Origin of the sequence: Microcystis aeruginosa FD4 (assembly GCF_009792235.1) — a bacterium.
Lineage (GTDB): Bacteria > Cyanobacteriota > Cyanobacteriia > Cyanobacteriales > Microcystaceae > Microcystis > Microcystis viridis.
On sequence record NZ_CP046973.1, the window covers coordinates 1,065,175 to 1,082,697 of the forward strand.

Genomic DNA, 17,523 nt, shown 5'->3' on the forward strand with positions numbered 1-17,523 from the left:
TAATAGTTTCGGAATAATTAAAAGTGATAATAGGGGGATTGTACAGTAATTAGGTCATTTTGATCATCTTTCTCGATAGATGGGTATCAATAGGGCTGGTTAGATCAGGTAGGAACACCAATCACTCCAACCTCCAGAATATAGCTTAACATTGTCGTATCCGGCTAGGGTAAGGGAAAAGATATTAACACAGGCTGTCACTCCTGAACCACAGTAGAGGATAATTTCTCGATCGCCTTGCCGCTCTTGCCAACGTTGTGTTTGCTGGGCCAGGGGTTGAGAAAAACCCTGACTATCGGTGACTTCCAACCAGGGATAATTCAGCGCCCCCTCGATGTGACCGGCGATCGGATCGAGCGGTTCCCTTTCGCCTCGATAGCGATCGCTTTCCCTGGCATCAATTAACACCACTCCCGCTTGCTCTTTTTGCCTTTTTACCTGCTCGATCGTCACTACCCAATCCTGTTGAACTTGGGGGAGAAAAGCACCAGTTTTCGGCACAGGTATCTGATTAGAGACGGGATAACCGGCATTTAACCAATTTTGCCAACCACCATCGAGAATACTGACTTTTTCATGGCCGAGATAACGTAATAACCACCAGAGACGACTGGCAAAGGCAAAGCGGGAGGAATCGTAGACGATGACATGGGTTTGACCAGAAATCACCCCTAAAGAGCTTAATTTAGCGGCTATCGTCTGCGGATTCGGTAAAGGATGACGGCCGCCATGACAGGCAACGGGAGCCGATAAATCGCGATCGAGGTGTAAATAGAAGGAATTTTGAATATGATTGGCTAAATACTCTTGATAACCGAGATCGGGATCATTTAATTGAAAACGACAGTCAATAACCATCAGATCGGGGCGATCGAGATTAGTTACTAACCAGCTAGGAGAAACGAGGGGTGCGATCGGATTCATGGCGGGAAAATTGTTTAATAATTAATAGACAGTTGCGCTGATCTTCGCTGCGAGTATAACTGAGTTGATCGGCGATTTTTTCGAGGATCGGCAGTCCTTGCCCATGGCCGGAGAAACTATGGTCACGATGGGCATTTTTCTCGATAAAGCTCTCTAAATCGAAGGCGGAACCCCGATCCCAGATGCGAATTTCCATCTGGTGGGGGGCAATCTCGATCTCGATCTCGATCGGGATTTCGGGGGGGAGGTGTCGGTGAGCGTGACGGACTGCATTGGTAAAACCTTCGGCAAGAGCAAGCTGACACTGGAGCCAGTCTTTTTGGGGAATGCCCGCCGGTTCAAGTTGCTCAAAATATTTTAAAACGCTATCTAAGGACTTGAGATCGCTATCTACCTGAAAAGAAATCTTCACCCCCGGTTTACCTCTGCAATGCCTTACGCTAGAAGTTATACCATTTTTCCCAAACTATGACTGATGTGTTAGCTCGATTCTGGATTTAATCCCTTGTTGAGGGACAAGCAAAGTCATCCGTCAGGGGGTCAGGGGTAGGCAGTAAGATTGAGATAGTCGAGTCACAAAAAAGATGGTACGAATTTTAGTAATTGATGATGATGGAGTAATTCAAACGTTTCTGAGACGAGCTTTGCAGAAGGAATACGAGGTTTTTGTTGCCAGTGATGGGGAAGAAGGATTAAAGCAAGCGGGGCAACTAAAACCAGCGATGATTATTTGTGATTGGATGATGCCGGGGATCGATGGGTTGGAAGTTTGCCGGCAAATTAAGCTCAATCCCCAACTGTCAACCACTTTTTTTATCCTCTTAACTTCTTTGGGATCGGTGGAGGATCGGGTGAAGGGATTGGATGCGGGGGCAGATGATTTTTTATGTAAACCGATCGAGATTAATGAGTTAAGAGCGCGCGTACGGGCGGGAATGCGTTTGCATCAATTAAGTCATGATTTACAAGCGCAAAAACAATTACTAGAAATGGAGTTAGCGGAGGCGGCGGCATATGTGCGATCGCTGTTACCCGAACCTTTTATTTCTCCAAAACTTGCTATCGATTTTCGCTTCCTTCCTTCTCGTCGATTGGGGGGCGATGGTTTTGATTATTATTGGTTAGATAATGACCATTTGATGTTATATCTTTTAGATGTGGCGGGCCATGGTTTACGAGCGGCTTTACCTTCCCTTTCGGTGATTCATCTTCTCCGTTCCCGTGGTTTAAGTCAGGTGAATTACTATCAACCTAATCAGGTTTTACAAGGGTTAAATCAAGTTTATCAAATCAGTCCTAAGAATGATAAATATTTTACTATTTGGTACGGAATTTATGATCAGAGACAACAACAGTTAACCTATGCCAGCGCCGGTCATCCCCCAGCAGTTCTCCTGACTCAAAAACCTTTTGGCCAGGTCATTGAAACCAGACTGAAAGCACCCGGGTTTCCCATCGGAATGTTTCCAGAAGCGGAATATACTAATCAGGTTCAATCCCTGAATTTACCCAGTAGCCTTTATCTTTTTAGCGACGGAATTTACGAGATCGATTGTGCTGATGGTAGGATGTGGGGACTAGAGAACTTTCTTCAATCTTTGCAAAATTATCACTGTAATTCGGCTAAAAATCTCGATAATTTTATCGAAGAAATTCAAGCTTTACAATTTGATGGTAATTTTAAGGACGATCTCTCGATCATGCAGGTGGATTTTCGCTAATTAACTTCCTAAAATTTTTTGTTCTAATTCTTCTCGGTTATTAAAAATTTCAAAAACTCGATCCATATTGGTTAATTCAAATAACATTTTTATCTGATCATTAATCGAGCAGATAAATAGTTTAGCCCCCGCAGAACGCACGGTTTTTAAGGATAAAACTAGAGCCCCTAAACCAGAACTATCCATAAAGGTGACATCCTTAAAATCAACGATAATCACCTCTGAACCTCCCTGCACAGCTTCAGCAATTTCTTGGCGAAATTGGCTGGCTTGGTTGCCATCTAAAATACCCGATGGTTGAATGACTTTGATTGAAGAACTCATAAAAAAAAGGAAAAATTAAATGTTTTCTACCTGCTCACTGATAACTGCTGGCTGAAATCTGCTGACCGCAGCGAATCTTTAACTATTTTTAACATATTAGGGCCAAGAAAAGCGCAAAATTAAAAATAGGAATTTTTGAAACTGCATGGAAAGTTACGATGTCATCCTCATCGGTGCGGGGCATAATGGTTTAGTTTGTGCCGCCTATCTCCTCAAAGCTGGTTATCGCGTCCTCCTTCTCGAACAGCGTAGCGTACCCGGAGGAGCGGCTACCACAGAAGCGGTTATCCCAGATCTGGCCCCCGATTTTAAGTTTAATCTCTGTGCGATCGATCACGAATTTATCTTTTTGGGGCCGGTAATTGAGGAATTGGAGCTAAAACGCCACGGATTAGAGTATTTATTCTTCGATCCTACCGTTTTCTGTCCCCATCCCTCCGGCCAATATTTTCTTTCCTATCGCTCTCTGGAAAAAACTCACGCCGCCATTGCCCAGTTTTGTCGGCGAGATGCCGATCGCTACCTTCAGTTTATCGACTATTGGGGACAGTTGCTGAATGCGATCGCTCCTTGGTTTAACGCTCCGCCCCAAGATTTGCTCAGAATCGCCCGCAATTATGACTCTAGTGCCTTAGCTAGTGTCTGGAAAGCGATCGGCTCGAAAAAGAAACTGCTCGACTTCATCCGCACGATGATTACTTCCCCCGAAGATGTCCTCAATGAGTGGTTTGAGAGCGAATTTGTCAAAGCACCCCTAGCTCGTCTAGCGGCAGAAATTGGCGCTCCTCCCTCCCAAAAAGGCATTACCTCCGGGATGATGATGATGGCGATGCGTCACTCCCCCGGGGTGGCTCGCCCTCGTGGTGGTACAGGCGCACTAACCGAGGCTCTGGTGAAATGTGTTGTCAGTCTCGGTGGGGTGATTTTAACCGAGCAGAAGGTTAAACAGATTCTGGTGGAGGAAGGACAAGCGATCGGGGTTAGGGTGGACTCTGGACAGGAATATCTGGCAAAAGCGGCTGTTATTTCTAATATTGACGCTAGACGAGTCTTTTTACAGTTAGTCGCCCCCGCCGATGTGGATGCCGCCGATCCAGAATTGCGAGAAAGGGTAGAACGGCGAATTGTCAATAACAATGAAACAATTCTTAAAATTGATTGCGCCCTCGCCGAAGCACCAAGGTTCGAGGCTTACGATCACAAAGAGGAGTATTTACAGGGAACGATTCTCATCGCCGATTCCGTGCGTCACGTTGAACAGGCCCACGCTTTAACGATTTTGGGGCAGATTCCCGACGAAAATCCCTCGATGTACCTAGATATACCCACTATTCTCGATCCCTCCATGGCTCCCCAGGGCAAGCATACCCTCTGGATCGAATTTTTTGCCCCCTATCAGATTGCCGGGGCCGAGGGAACGGGATTAAACGGGACAGGATGGACCGAAGAATTAAAAAATCGCGTGGCCGATCGAGTTCTTGATAAACTGGCCGATTATGCCCCAAATCTCAAATCCGCCATTATTGCCCGTCGGGTGGAAAGTCCGGCCGAATTAGCTAATCGTTTGGGTTCCTATAAAGGTAATTACTATCATCTTGATATGACCTTAGATCAGATGATTTTCCTGCGTCCTTTGCCAGAAATAGCTAACTACAAAACCCCAATTAAAAACCTTTATTTAACTGGGGCAGGCACTCACCCCGGCGGCTCAATTTCGGGAATGCCGGGGCGCAATTGCGCTCAGGTTTTCCTGCGGGATCGAAGCACTTTTCTGCAAAGATTATTCAATTGACGCTCCCATCGCACTCATGGGAGGGATTCCCTGTTCATCCAGTTACCTTATCTATTAAGCGAAAGCTTAATAGACAGTGGGTAGTCTGTAGTCGGGCTTGAATTTCTGTCCGCCCGACAGTATTTGCGCGTGCGAGGATGTTTATAGCAGCGTTTTCATCTCTGTCTAAAACACATCCACAAGAACAAATATGAGTTCTAACAGACAATGTTTTCTTGACAATGGAACCACAATTAGAACATTCTTGACTTGTATATTGTGGATTGACCGCTATAACGAACTTCCCGTGTATTTGTCCAAAGTAGTCCAACCAATTGGTGAACATAGACCAACTTGCATCACTAATAGACTTAGCAAGCTTTCTATTTTTCACCATAGGAGAAACCTTCAAGTCTTCATAGACTACCAAATCGTTAGATTGGATTAACGCTTTTGCTGTCTTAACGGCAAAATCTTTACGTTGTCGAGAAACTTTTAAATGAAGGCGACCTACTTGAGATTTTTGTTGTTGACGTTTTTGACTTCCCTTTTTCTTTTTAGAAAGCTGGCGTTGAGCTTTCCTCAAGCGTTTTTCTGCTTGACGAAGAAACCGAGGGTTATCAACTTTATCTCCATTGGAATCAGTCAAGAAATGGTTTAGTCCTAAGTCAATCCCCACTTCTTTTCCTGTAGATTCAAGAGGTTCTATCCGCTCAATGTCTAAGACAAATTGACAATAGAACCCGTCTGCTCTTTTAAGGGGCCTAACTCTTTTGATGGAAGATTTATCAAGAATGTCACGGTTAAAACTGCCGAGCAGCTTTAATTTACCTATCCCTGTTTTATCCGTGATCTGGATAAACTTTTTATCTTCTGTGATTTTCCAGCCAGAAGATTTGTCCTCGACAGACCGAGAATACTTTTTGAATTTAGGATAGCCTTTCTTGGCTAAACCTTTTTGACAATTGTGGTAGAAACGGGAGATGGCAAACCACGCTCTTTCGGCACTGGCTTAACGAGCCATAGAGTTGAGATTGACCAGAAAAGGGAAATCAGAGTTCTTGCTTAATTCGGTAACGTAACGACACAAAGAAGCATAATTTACTTGGTCTTCTTTAGTAGAGTCCATCCAGAACCTTAGACATTTATTTCTAACAAATTGCCCAATTCTTATAGCCTCAGAGCTGGCTACCTGTTGCTGTTGTGAGACTTTTAGCTTAAACTCTATGACTCCCATTGAACCGACCTCTCAATGGTTTATATTAACAGTATATCACCTTCAGTCCACAGACTGTCAAGAGCCTGAAAGCTGTTTACGTTAAAACTCACAGGGCTACGTTTAATCTCGTTGAAAACCAAGACTAAGAGCGAATATTAGCTGTGCTTCGCTGTCTTAATATTGGTCGGATTTTCATCTCCGAGGTAAAACCGAGAGCCTTCAATCCGACATTCAAGGTAAATCCCCTCCTCCCCAAAATCCCGATCCCTCACGGGGGGACAGAGAGCCTGAAAAGTAGACAGGGTGTAGGGGGTGGGGGGTAGGGAAAAATTTTTGACTTGCCCTTACAGGTCAAAACGATCGATGATTGAGAAAAGAAGGTGATTGTTCTTGATATTGGGAAAATTATCCCTGACAAGATTCAAATCAAAAGCGATCGCATTGGCTGTTTTAATAGGTTTGAGGTTGAAAATTATCGGGAATATCCAATTCAAATACTTGGTCATGAATCCGAGCCACATAAAGCCCTTCTTGCAGAATTTTTTCCCGTAATTCTCCAGATAAATGAACCGCCGCTAATATGCCATAGAGTTTTTTATCTTTGTGTTCAGGGAAAAAGCGGCGAAACCGTTGCAAAATACTTTTTAATTGAGTAATAGACTCCTCTGTGGCATGACTTTTAACTTCAACGATATAGGCGGTATTTAGCTCACCATTGGTATAGGCAAGGACATCAATTTCTAGGTGTTGTCCATCTTTACTGACTCGCACACTAGGACTAACAACTTCCATACCGAACCGTTGTCTGAGAATCGTTTCCATTGAGGGAAGGGCAAGTCCTTCGGTAAAGCTGCCGAATTTGGCACCAAGTCCCCCAATTTGTTTACCTAATTCTCTGAGTTGTCGGTCGGTTTCCTGTTGTCGTCGCTCGGTTTCCTTCTGTTGTCGGTCAGTTTCTTTTTGAGCAGCAGTTAATTCGGCTTGAGCAGTGGCTAATTCGACTAAGAGTCGCCATACGTCTTCGGATGTAGTTGCCATAGATACTTTTTTCCCTCTGATTTGGTTTATTACTATTTTACTGAATTTTTAGGACGAAATTGGTATCATAAGATGATTCCTTCTCAAGGCACGTCAGCAATAGTTTTAGAGTAATTCTAAGAATTCTTCGCTAGTTAAACCCGCTTCTTTAACAATCCCTGCCATTGTATAAGCATTAACCGGATTTGCTCGTGGAATGGTGATAGTCAGTATTTGTTATGGTAATACGTTTGGCTCTTCGCTTTATGCTAAATCAACAGACAAAATGCCAAGACAACATACTTCTAACCCAAAAATTCCGAAAGTTTCTCAAGCCATAGCCTCGCCGTTTTATTAGTTTAACTTTATTGTTGATTCCCTCGACCCGACCTTCGTTGTCCTTCGCTCAAAATAACTAATGATTTCTCCAAACCAGCTTCGGATTGTTTGACAACTCTTGGTAAATAGGGTTGGCTGAATAAATCTAAAAACCTTGTTGGGTAAGACTTTTAGACTTTTTGTCAATCGAAAAGTACCGGACTGGGAGTGATCAGGGGGAAAATTCAGGTACTTTTTCCCTGAAAATTAGGTAGTTGACCACCTGAAAATCGGTAAAACCCTACACCCCACACCCCACAACCCACACCCGTTCGGCAAAAGCTCACGGCCGAAGCCCACACCCTGCCCCCACGAAAAACTTTTTCAGCAACCCCTAAATATACTGGACGATTTTGCCAACCATTCTGAGATGGATAGCAGTCCTTCTGTCGGATTGTAAATCCTTCTGAATTCTTCCTTCGTGCATCTCTTTCAAATTTGGTCAAGTTTTTTTGCTATCTTCTAGTTTAATTTTTTGGGTTTCCGTTAAATCTTCTTCATTTTTTAAAAGGCTATATTTACTTCGCTTTAAAACTTCTAGCTTCCCTTCCTTTTCCGCTTCCTGTTTTTTATTTTTCTGCGCTTCTATGGCTCTTTTTTCCGCGGCTCGACTGAGCATCGCCGAACGTCTCTTCTCCGTTCGTCTAACTCTTGATTAATTTGTTTCATTACATAGAATCTATCAGCGACCACCTCGGCCGATGGCATCAATTCTTTCACCAGATTTTTATAGGTTAACCAAAGATCTATGCACAATTATTCAATTGGCTCTAACACCTCTTTCCCCCAGCCTGTAAGCGTTTTTCTCAACTCATGTTGTGTTCGCTTCTCTAGAATAGCTATTAGTTTTCCCGTATCTAAATCTACTAAAACTGCACAGTATTTTTTTGTGCTTTGACTAGAGCGATTTTATCGATTCCCAGTCTTTTTAATTTCGACAGGTCTTGATCAATAATTTCTTCAGCCTTTTGGTATTAACCCGTTTGTGCCTAAAGTCCCTCCCTGTATGAATTTCAGTCACTTTTGGGCGTAGGTGCTCTCAGGGAATTTTATTTTAAATTAATTATTCCCATAACAAGTCCCGAAGAGCCAACTTCCGTTTAAAGAGTAATCTAGAAAGTAATTAAAGCAATAGTTAAATCCTGATAAAAATCCTCTTGTTTTAATTCCACCTTTGATTGAGAAGCGAGTAAAAGTAAAGCCCAAAAAATTGCCACCTTTTCCTGTGTTGCCGAGTGACTAGAGGGCTTTTCTGCTTGCCATAACGCCAATAAATCCTCAAAATCTAGCTGATTTTTCTCTAATTTAAAAAACTTTCTCTGCAAAAAAAAGTCCAGTTCCGCTGCCAATTCCGTGAGATTTTCTTGGTGGGCCAATTCCGTGATAATTTGTACCGCTTCCCGTCGGGATTGGGGACGGGGTTTCGGGACAACTACAGGCAGTTTCGGTAAAGCTTCAATCTCTAGGGCAATCTGTTGTAATTGAGTGATTAACTCCTGCAAAGTTACCCGTCTTTTTCGCGGTGGTGGGGCGGCAGTACGACGGCGAATATGATTTTCTAGATAACGGGGTAAAGTTCTTAATTCCTGTTCTAAATCGCTAATTTCCTCATCAATCAGACTTTCTTCTTGCGAGTCCAAAGACAATCTTTCTAGGGTATCAGCCTTAAATAAAACTAACATGGAAGCCCATAAAAAAGCCTGTCCCGATTGGGGTAAATTAGCCTGGGCCATGGCTAAATCTAGATCATTTAATAACCCCAATTCTGCCAAAAAGCGATCGATCACATCGATAACCTGCACATCCCAGGGGTCAATCTCTCCCTGTTCCGCCATTTCTAAAAGAGAGGCGATCGCATCACTGGCCGAGGTGATAGTCATGATTCTAGAATCTTGTAGTATCTGAAAGGATAGAATTTAGCAAGCAAAACCATGGACATATCGATCGCTGACCTGCGCTTGGACTACAATCTTGAAGAATTGCTAGAGTCAGAAACAGCTGCCGATCCTTTCATTGTATTTAAACAATGGCTAGAAAGGGCGGTATCTTCGGGAAAATTGGAACCCAACGCTATGACTTTAGCTACTATTTCCCCAGAGGGTAAACCCCGGGCCCGCATGGTACTGTTAAAAGACTTCGATCCTTGCGGTTTTGTTCTCTTTACCAACTACCACAGCGCCAAAGGAGAGGAATTAATCGCCAATCCCAATGCGGCCCTAGTGTTTTGGTGGGGGGAATTGCAACGGCAAATTAGGATTGAGGGGACTGTAGAAAAAATCAGTGAGGAGGAGTCGGATAATTACTTTTTTGTCCGTCCCTGGGAATCTCGTTTAGGGGCCTGGGCCTCTAATCAAAGTGAAGTGATTTCCGGGCGGTATATCCTCGAAAAACGCCTTGCAGAACTAAAAGAAGAATATGCTGGTCGTGAAGTTCCTCGTCCTCCTCATTGGGGGGGGTTTCGCTTAATTCCTAGTTTAATCGAGTTCTGGCAAGGTCGCCCCAGTCGTCTCCACGATCGTCTCTGTTATCTTCGTCAAGAAGATGGCACTTGGCAAAGGCAACGTTTAGCTCCTTAGTTTTATCTTGACACCTTGTAAGTAGTCGGACATAAATTCTCTTGTCTATCTTAAGAAATGTAAATTGCCGCAATTCTTACTGACTCGGAGACTCGGAGACTCGGAGACTCCTTACCCCACAGTTAACTTTACTTTTGTCCAACTACTTACTAGCAAGATAGTCAGGGTAAGCGCATCTTAACAATCCTTGACAAAATGAACTTTATGTGAGTTGCTTACCCAAGATTCAGGCATATTTGAGGAGAATCTGAATCACCACATCTCAAATTACCCAAATTTATCGACCAAAATAAGCTAAACTAACGGCAAAGATAATAGGTTTTGATTTTTTTTCTTCCTGAGCTGCAATGAACTACGGTATTTACACCCTCGGCAATGATGTCGTGTTTGACCAACTGGTGGCCTTGCTGAATAGCATCGCCGTCAATGCGGGTGCGGGTATGCCCGTCTGCGTCATCGCCTACGACGACCGGTTGGAAAAAACCGCCGCCGAAATCGCCACCCGTCCCAATGTCACCCTCTGGAATGACAAAGATCTGTTTAAGCCGTGGGAGGACTTTTCGTTACAAGTCTGGCAAGCTCACCCCACAGCACTGCAACACTGGCAGAAAACCGAAGGCATCCAAGGAGTACGACGGTTGGGTATGAACCGCCGTTACTGTGCCTTTGACCCCAACGCCCCCTTTGAAAAATTCATCTACATTGACGCAGATGCGCTGATTTTGGATGATGTCACCCCTGTGTTTGAACAGCTAGACACTTCTGATGTGGTGACTTACGACTTTCAGTACAAAGACCCCACCCACATTTACAATGTCAATTCACCGAAACTGCTGGAAGTGTTTCCCCAAGAACGGATTGAGGCGGATATCTTTTGTGCTGGGTTCTACGCCTCCAAGCGCGGCTTTATGCTGTCGGAACAAAGGGATTGGCTAGTGGCAAGGCTACAGGAGGGCGAGGCAGAGGTATTGTATCCCTCAGCCCCCAATCAGTCGGTGCTGAACTATATGGTGATGAGATCGCAGCTATCCGTCTCTAACTTAGCGAAAGAATGGCCTGCCACTCGTCGCACCGGCAACGCCGTCACCTCCGCCCATTTCCAACAACGGGATGGGCTATTATACGACCACGACAAACGGGTGATGTATCTGCACTACATTGGTTTATCTTCCTCTCTGTTCACTCGACTTTGTAGCGGTGAAAATCTCGATTTTCCCTATCGAGATATTTTCTTACACTATCGTTATCTCTACCAACCTAGTCAACGTCCTATATTTACAGGTAGTCCCAAACCCTATCAACCACCGACCCCAACCTTTTGGCAAAAAGTAACCAGAAAACTCGGTTTAGGAAAATAATCATTAAGATTGAGAAGATCAATGCCAGAGTTACTAGGGGTTTCACCGGTCTAGATCGTGTCAGACTTATCTGAAATGACTATACATTTTCAAGGTCTAATCTTCTCCATAAGAAGATTCCAGGCGAAAAAAAGCCAAAAAGTAGCGGAATGTATAGCGCGCCACTACATCTCAGAAAAAACCTCTTACAATAGAGACAAATCAGAGATCAATGGGGGTGAACGTCATGTTAGTGATTTTAACCGACGAACACATTCTCGATCCGGGTTCTGTCTGTCAGGGCTGTCTTTTAGCCAACCAGCAGGGGCAACCCCGGTGGCGAGAGGGTAAACTAGGCTGTGGTCACTCCTTGGGCAAAGGGGGCAGCCAACAGCCGAATCTCTACGAGTGTCAGATGGGCTTTACAATTGCTAATATTGAAGGCTAATCAGACCTTTTAAATGATCAACTTAGAGTTGAGTTAGGGGGATTTTCTTTGGACTCGGAGGAGAGAATCAAGGCTATTACTAATCCCCAATTCAGCTTAGATACAATGACAATAATGGCTGAGGGTTTCGTAGCATCGATCGTAGGCTTTTTGGGCTTGGGTTAAAACAGCGTCGGAAATTTCTATATCTAATTTTCTGGCTTGTTTAATAATTTTACCCGCTTTGATATTCTCGGAAGAATCTCCTATACCGCGGCGGCCAGTGGTTTTTAAAACTCGATATTCTTCAGAAAATCCCGTTTTAGTATCGAGATGACTCTGTAAACTATTAAAGACCAATTGACTTTGGTTTAATACCTGATCGTGGGTGATAAATAAACTCTTTTCTTGGCTGTTAATTAATCGAGCATAACTTTCTAAGGTGGCTAAACGACCAGTGTAATAGCCTAGAGCGTGCTGCTCGTTTTGATGGGGTTTAATATCTAGAATACTAGCTAAAGTGCGCTGCGGTTCTCGTAGTAAAAATATGGTCTTAACCGCATCAGATTGTAAAAAACTATGATCTAAAAACTTCTGATCATGAAGAACTTTATCTAAAATATATTTATGATTCATGTTTAAATCTTTCAAACGCCAGTAGAGTTGAAACATTAAAGTTTTAAAATCCTGTTCACTCTCATAAACCAGATGAGTTTCGCCAAAACCGATAATTTCAGGATTAGAATTGAGGATATGGGTCAATAAAGACGAACCCGATCGCATATGGCTAAGGATAAATAAAACCTGATAGGGTTGGGGACGAAAGAGAATTTTATAGGGGTCTTTGGGTGTATCAATGCGTACCTGAAAATACTTATAAGTTAAACGATGGGTTAAACCCTGCCAAGATTGGGGTAAGCGATCGAGGGCTATAGTCATAGGTTAATCAGGAATTGTGTCAACTTGTCGCTAAGATTCCCCTATAATGTATCCCATTTAAGACCCAAACAAAAGTGAGGTTTATACAAAATGGGATTGCCAAGTTGTTCGCTCTGGTTTTTTACGGCGCGAACCGATGTCTGGTTTATGATGAACACTATTCCCCATCTAGTCAAAATGAGTCAGTTTCCCTTCCAGGAAAAGGTACTCGCTATTGACACGGCCCCTTTAAGCGGGGAAAAGGTTAATCGCCCCGGACTGGGTACAATGGAGGAATTAAGAGCCTGTGGTGAAAAATTAGTTAAAGATGGCATAATCGATCGCCTAGTGGATTTTAACTACGATCCGGGCTATCGTCAGCGTATCTATCAAAAGCATTTCGGCAGTCCCCTCCGTTCCACCCATAACTACAAAGGTTATCCGATTTTCGGCTCGATCTTCAAAATCGAGCAATGTCGCAGTGATTATATGGTTCATTATGACAGTGACATGATGCTCTACCAAGAACCGGATTACAGTTGGATCCGCGAAGGGATCGAGTTAATGGAAACCCATCCAGAAATGATGTTTGTGCGTCCTTTGTCCGGTCCACCCCGGCCCGATGGTACGATTTATTCTCCCCATCCTTGCACGAAAAATCCCGACGGATTCTATCAATTTAAATTTTTTGGTAGTCGTGCCTATCTACTTAATTGTCATCGCTACGATCGCCTTTTACCGATCACCCCCCTCTGGCGCTCCTATAAAAATACCTTTCTCGATCATTTACCCGATGGTTTAAAAGCTTGGGGCAATATTTTGACCGGTAAAGGAAAACTCGACTCTTGGGAAATTATGGTTTCTCGCTCCCTAGAACAAAGCAACTACTATCGCGCCACTCTCACCAATGCCAAGGGTTGGACTCTGCACCCCAACGAGCGCTCTGCCGCTTTTAGGCAAGCTTGGCCGACTATTATCGAAAAAATCGAAGCGGGTATTTACCCACCTCAGCAAGCTGGTTATTATGACCTGATTCCGGAATTATGGTATTAAAAGAGCGTTAGTTCTCTAGATTTGAGGTGAGGCGATCATTGCTTAGATTTCATAGCACCAGTTATAACCTCGTAAGCGCCTGTTGTTTTCGTTAAACGATGTAATATTTTGTGTACACCGCAACTCATTGACGATTGCGTAATGTAGAAAGTGAGTGCAGCGACAATTGTACTTGTCAAACAATGGTATAGTACAAGTAAATTGCTAATTATCGGCAGGTAGCGTCTGTCATAGATATAGCTTGTGGAGTTGAAATATGTCTAGTACACACACTGGTATTGAGTGGACTGATAAAACGTGGAATCCAACAACCGGGTGCGACAAAATTAGCACTGGTTGTCTGCATTGTTATGCCGAAGCTATTACACAGCGTTTTCCCAAAAACTTTCCCAATGGATTCACCTTGACTTTGCATCCAGAAAGATTGGAAGAACCCTTACGTTGGCGCACTCCCAGTCGAGTTTTCGTCAACTCAATGAGTGATCTTTTTCATGATGATGTGCCTCTCGACTTTATCAGACAAGTTTTCTCCGTTATTCATTCAACACCATGGCATATATATCAGATTCTAACAAAGCGACATCAACGTCTAGGTGATTTAGCGTCTAAATTAGATTTTCCCGACAACATTTGGCTAGGTGTATCTGTCGAGAACCAAAACCACACAGATCGGATTGAATCTCTTCGGACAGTGCCTGTTTCAGTGCGCTTCATTTCATGCGAGCCACTTTTAGGACCACTAGAACTTAATTTAACTGGCATTGATTGGGTTATTGTCGGCGGAGAATCTGGGCAAAAACATCGCCCGATGAAACTTGACTGGGCAAGGGATATCCGCGATCAATGTCAAAATTCAGGGGTCGCATTTTTTTTCAAACAAGTTGGGGGAAGGACACCAAAAGCAGGGGGGAGATTACTTGATGATAAAATCAGGGACGAGATGCCTAATGCCTGGAATCAGCATATCCAAAAATGGGGAACTGTCCCACTTAAATCAGCAAAACATTCAAAGAAACTAGAACTTATTGCCTAGTTGGAAACGTTACCTTTACTGAATCTGCAAACGTAACTGCTCCCTTTTTCTTTGGACGTTTGTTTGCTGGTGGATCTGCAACAATTTTGTTCTGAGCTTCAAGATTGCTAAGGGCGGTTTTATAGTTTTTACTAATATATGGTTTCCCAACATGATGCTGATTATAGATATCCTTCATTGTCATGCTTTTTCCTGAAAATGTATCCAACAACATAGATTCTAGTTCATCAAGAGGACGGGTTAGCTCAAAGAGTAAAGGTTGTTGGAGAGTCGCAGGATTATACTCAAAAGATGGCACGCCCTGCGTCTGCTCAGAACTCTCTTTAGCCATTATCTCTTTCATAATTTTATAGCCTATAGGATTCTTGCTTACAAAAATTAGGTGATGGCTAGTACGATTTCCCATTTCATGTCTGAAACGAAATGGAAGAACATATTTACCCCCCATTTCTTTCAAGGCTTCACAGATAGCTTCTAAAACGGTTAACTCACGCTCTTGTGGAGTAAGTGTTTTCAATCGTTCGCGGAGTTGATCTGCTCGCACTTGTCCGAATAGCGCATTGATGTGTTCTTTGACTGCATCATTACTTAAAGCCATGTTGATGCGATTGTAATTGAAGAAGAAGATGCAATCACAACCCCAATCTTTGACGACCGAATTAACAAGTTGAAGAGATATCCCCTTGTAACCCCAAGGATCAACAAAAAGTAAAGTGGGAACTAATTTCATGCTTTGGAAGGTTTTAACTATGTTCTCTCCAACCTCATGGTTGAATATTTGAGGGGGGTATTTTAAATTTTCTATGCCCGGAATTGAATCTATAGCTTGTTGAAGAGAATTAACATTTTCCACATCGGCATCGTTAAAGATCGATACCAACATATTTCGCATATCTGGATCTGCGATGGCAGTTTCTAGAACCTTTACTGGGGTTGATTTTGAGCCATCTTTATATCGTCCGGCACCAGCAAAAAGGTCAACATAAGCGATTTTCTGGTTTGAAGACGATCCCTTCTTAACTTTTGAAATTATCACTTTTGCCCAAGCCCAGAAATATTTCTCAACAATCCTAGCTTTGATCAAGGACTGTTCTTTTTGCTCATTGAAGAAAGAATTTTCAGTCATAAGCTATATCAATAGTTACGATGAGGAATTGCGCTAGGTAGCGGCAAGTCGCTCTCGTCGGATGCGTTAATCAAATGTAATACCAAATTTCTAAATCCATGACAGACATCCACGCTCGAATGCTTGCCAAGCCTGCATTCGTTGTGACGCGAATAAAGAAAAATGGTATCCTATTGGTGATTTTCTCTCACTTAAGGTGAGCAGCAGAAGTTGTTCAAAGAGGGCGAAGGCAATTCGCCCCTACAATAATATTATTTCGCCAATGGTAGGGGCGCACCGCGTGCGCCCAAAATGTCATCTGGATATTTCGACAAAATTGAGATGCACCAGGCATAACCATCTCTGTCATTACTTTTGAAAAATGGTATAACACACCTTATTTTTGTTTGAATTAGAGAAGACAGAAAGGGACAACCCAAAAGAAAACCCAACCACCGCGATGGGGAGATTGGGTTTTCTGGTTATCAATTGATTTTAAGGAGCTAAAGCGTTACCGCGCAGGAGAGAACCGATGGTTTTAGCAGTAATCTTCATCTGTACGAGAGGATTAGCGGGAACAACGGTTTTATAGAGATAACTGTCAAAAGTCATCTTCTGTACGTCCTTATCGGAACACATTTCCACAAAAGCTTCCCGGGTGGCATCGGTACGGTAGAAAACCCGTTGCAGGATATCTAACACCAGATAGGTCATACCGTATTTCTTATCCCAACGCTTCAGGTAGAGTTTTAACTCCTCCTCTGTGGGAATACGTTGGCCGCCGTTGGTGACTTCGACAATGGTTTCCGCACACATCCGCGCCGATTTAGCGGCGAAATAGATGCCTTCTCCCGAAGACTTAGTAACGGTTCCCGCAGCATCACCAACGAGGGCTACACGACCAACTACACGGCGAGGACGGGGATGTTCAGGGATGGGGTGAGCCTCCACGCGGATGATTTCGCCCCCTTCCAGACGACGGGCCGCGCGAGCGCGAATACCAGCTTGTAGGTCTTTAATCATGGCTTTATTGACCTTCATTGTGCCAGTACCGACGGCGACGTGATCGTATTTGGGGAATACCCAAGCGTAGAAGTCGGGGGATACGTCTTTTCCTACATACATTTCGGCCAGATCTTCGTAGTAGGCCATTTTGTCTTGGGGAAGACGGATGCGTTCTTGGAAAGCGATCGCATAGTTGTAATCCCCGGCATCAATAGCTTTAGCAATGCGAGAATTAGCACCGTCCGCACCGATAACCACATCCACCTTCAGAGATTTCATTTCCCCTTGAGAATTGCCGTGGGAGTGATCGGCGTAGTGTAGGGTATAGGGATCGGTGCTATTGGTGGGAATGTCGAGACCGTAAACGGTTCCGTTGATTAAATGCGCTCCTAATTTATGGGCGCGTTCTCTCATAAAACCGTCGAGGACTTCCCGACGACACATTCCGATATATTCGTCTTGATTATCGAGATTAATATCGACTTCGACGTTAGAGGGGGAGATCATTTTCATTTTTCTCACCCGGCGATCGATAATTTCAGGAGGTAGGTCAAATTCGCTCACCATACAGAGAGGAATCGCTCCACCACAGGGTTTAGCATTATCTAATTTGCGTTCAAATAAATAGGTTTCAATGCCTGCTTTAGCTAATGTTTCTGCCGCCGAAGAACCGGCCGGCCCTGAACCCACAACAGCGACTCTTAACACTCAGGTT

15 protein-coding genes and 3 pseudogenes are annotated in these 17,523 nt (G+C 43.6%); 7 read left to right on the forward strand and 11 right to left on the reverse strand.

Going from position 1 to position 17,523, the window contains the following annotated elements:
- Positions 1-99: 99 nt before the first annotated feature.
- Both GQR42_RS05415 and GQR42_RS05420 read right to left on the reverse strand, forming a co-directional pair.
- Positions 100-924, reverse strand: a complete 825-nt coding sequence (locus tag GQR42_RS05415) for a sulfurtransferase (RefSeq protein ID WP_158199196.1) — start codon at positions 922-924, stop codon at positions 100-102.
- Positions 893-1,336 (reverse strand): ATP-binding protein, encoded by a 444-nt coding sequence (locus GQR42_RS05420; protein ID WP_158199197.1) that lies wholly within the window; start codon positions 1,334-1,336, stop codon positions 893-895. The genes GQR42_RS05415 and GQR42_RS05420 overlap by 32 nt, the downstream gene beginning before the upstream one ends.
- Positions 1,337-1,508: 172 nt before the next feature.
- Between GQR42_RS05420 and GQR42_RS05425 the strand changes: the two genes are divergently transcribed.
- Positions 1,509-2,645: a SpoIIE family protein phosphatase gene (locus GQR42_RS05425; RefSeq protein WP_158199198.1), complete on the forward strand. Its 1,137-nt coding sequence runs from the start codon at positions 1,509-1,511 to the stop codon at positions 2,643-2,645.
- Here the strand turns inward: GQR42_RS05425 and GQR42_RS05430 are convergent, their stop codons facing one another.
- Positions 2,646-2,969, reverse strand: coding sequence for an STAS domain-containing protein (locus GQR42_RS05430; protein WP_158199199.1), 324 nt, complete (start codon positions 2,967-2,969; stop codon positions 2,646-2,648). It abuts the gene before it with no gap.
- Between the two features lie 145 nt (positions 2,970-3,114).
- On the opposite strand from GQR42_RS05430, the gene crtO reads away from it, so the two are divergent.
- The gene (crtO, locus tag GQR42_RS05435) at positions 3,115-4,761 is read left to right on the forward strand and encodes a beta-carotene ketolase CrtO (RefSeq protein WP_158199200.1); all 1,647 of its coding nucleotides are present in this window, start codon (positions 3,115-3,117) and stop codon (positions 4,759-4,761) included.
- A gap of 34 nt (positions 4,762-4,795) precedes the next feature.
- On the opposite strand, the pseudogene GQR42_RS05440 reads toward crtO, so the two are convergent.
- The 5 genes and pseudogenes from GQR42_RS05440 to GQR42_RS05460 all read right to left on the reverse strand — a co-directional run bounded on the left by GQR42_RS05440 (position 4,796) and on the right by GQR42_RS05460 (position 9,234).
- Positions 4,796-5,977: pseudogene (locus tag GQR42_RS05440) on the reverse strand (RNA-guided endonuclease InsQ/TnpB family protein).
- Between the two features lie 432 nt (positions 5,978-6,409).
- Positions 6,410-6,997 carry a DUF3782 domain-containing protein gene (locus tag GQR42_RS05445; protein WP_158199201.1) on the reverse strand — a complete coding sequence of 196 codons (588 nt, stop codon included), beginning with the start codon at positions 6,995-6,997 and terminating at the stop codon, positions 6,410-6,412.
- 253 nt (positions 6,998-7,250) lie between these two features.
- Positions 7,251-7,441 (reverse strand): annotated as a pseudogene (locus GQR42_RS30270) (transposase); the annotation flags it as partial.
- A gap of 249 nt (positions 7,442-7,690) precedes the next feature.
- Positions 7,691-8,319, reverse strand: a pseudogene (locus GQR42_RS05455) (ISL3 family transposase); the annotation flags it as partial.
- A gap of 147 nt (positions 8,320-8,466) precedes the next feature.
- A complete protein-coding gene (locus GQR42_RS05460) occupies positions 8,467-9,234 on the reverse strand; it encodes a segregation/condensation protein A (protein ID WP_158199202.1) in 768 nt (255 codons plus the stop codon).
- A gap of 51 nt (positions 9,235-9,285) precedes the next feature.
- Here GQR42_RS05460 and pdxH point away from each other — a divergent pair, with 51 nt between their 5' ends.
- The 3 genes from pdxH to GQR42_RS05475 all read left to right on the forward strand — a co-directional run bounded on the left by pdxH (position 9,286) and on the right by GQR42_RS05475 (position 11,715).
- Positions 9,286-9,930, forward strand: a complete 645-nt coding sequence (pdxH, locus tag GQR42_RS05465; protein ID WP_158199203.1) for a pyridoxamine 5'-phosphate oxidase — start codon at positions 9,286-9,288, stop codon at positions 9,928-9,930.
- 347 nt (positions 9,931-10,277) lie between these two features.
- Positions 10,278-11,288, forward strand: coding sequence for an Npun_R2821/Npun_R2822 family protein (locus tag GQR42_RS05470; protein ID WP_158199204.1), 1,011 nt, complete (start codon positions 10,278-10,280; stop codon positions 11,286-11,288).
- Positions 11,289-11,514: 226 nt separating this feature from the next.
- Positions 11,515-11,715, forward strand: coding sequence for a hypothetical protein (locus tag GQR42_RS05475; protein ID WP_002769558.1), 201 nt, complete (start codon positions 11,515-11,517; stop codon positions 11,713-11,715).
- 96 nt (positions 11,716-11,811) lie between these two features.
- On the opposite strand, the gene GQR42_RS05480 is transcribed toward GQR42_RS05475, so the two are convergent.
- Positions 11,812-12,633 carry a sulfotransferase family protein gene (locus tag GQR42_RS05480; RefSeq protein WP_158199205.1) on the reverse strand — a complete coding sequence of 274 codons (822 nt, stop codon included), beginning with the start codon at positions 12,631-12,633 and terminating at the stop codon, positions 11,812-11,814.
- A gap of 90 nt (positions 12,634-12,723) precedes the next feature.
- Here GQR42_RS05480 and GQR42_RS05485 point away from each other — a divergent pair, with 90 nt between their 5' ends.
- Entirely contained in the window at positions 12,724-13,665 is a 942-nt protein-coding gene (locus GQR42_RS05485; protein ID WP_158199206.1) for a hypothetical protein, read from the forward strand.
- 256 nt (positions 13,666-13,921) lie between these two features.
- A complete protein-coding gene (locus GQR42_RS05490; protein WP_158199207.1) occupies positions 13,922-14,698 on the forward strand; it encodes a DUF5131 family protein in 777 nt (258 codons plus the stop codon).
- On the opposite strand, the gene GQR42_RS05495 is transcribed toward GQR42_RS05490, so the two are convergent.
- Together GQR42_RS05495 and chlP are read right to left on the reverse strand one after the other, a co-directional pair.
- Positions 14,688-15,824: a three-Cys-motif partner protein TcmP gene (locus tag GQR42_RS05495; protein WP_158199208.1), complete on the reverse strand. Its 1,137-nt coding sequence runs from the start codon at positions 15,822-15,824 to the stop codon at positions 14,688-14,690. The two genes, GQR42_RS05490 and GQR42_RS05495, sit on opposite strands and share 11 nt — an antisense overlap.
- 474 nt (positions 15,825-16,298) lie before the next feature.
- A complete protein-coding gene (gene chlP / locus GQR42_RS05500; RefSeq protein WP_158199209.1) occupies positions 16,299-17,516 on the reverse strand; it encodes a geranylgeranyl reductase in 1,218 nt (405 codons plus the stop codon).
- Between the last annotated feature and the right edge of the window lie 7 nt (positions 17,517-17,523).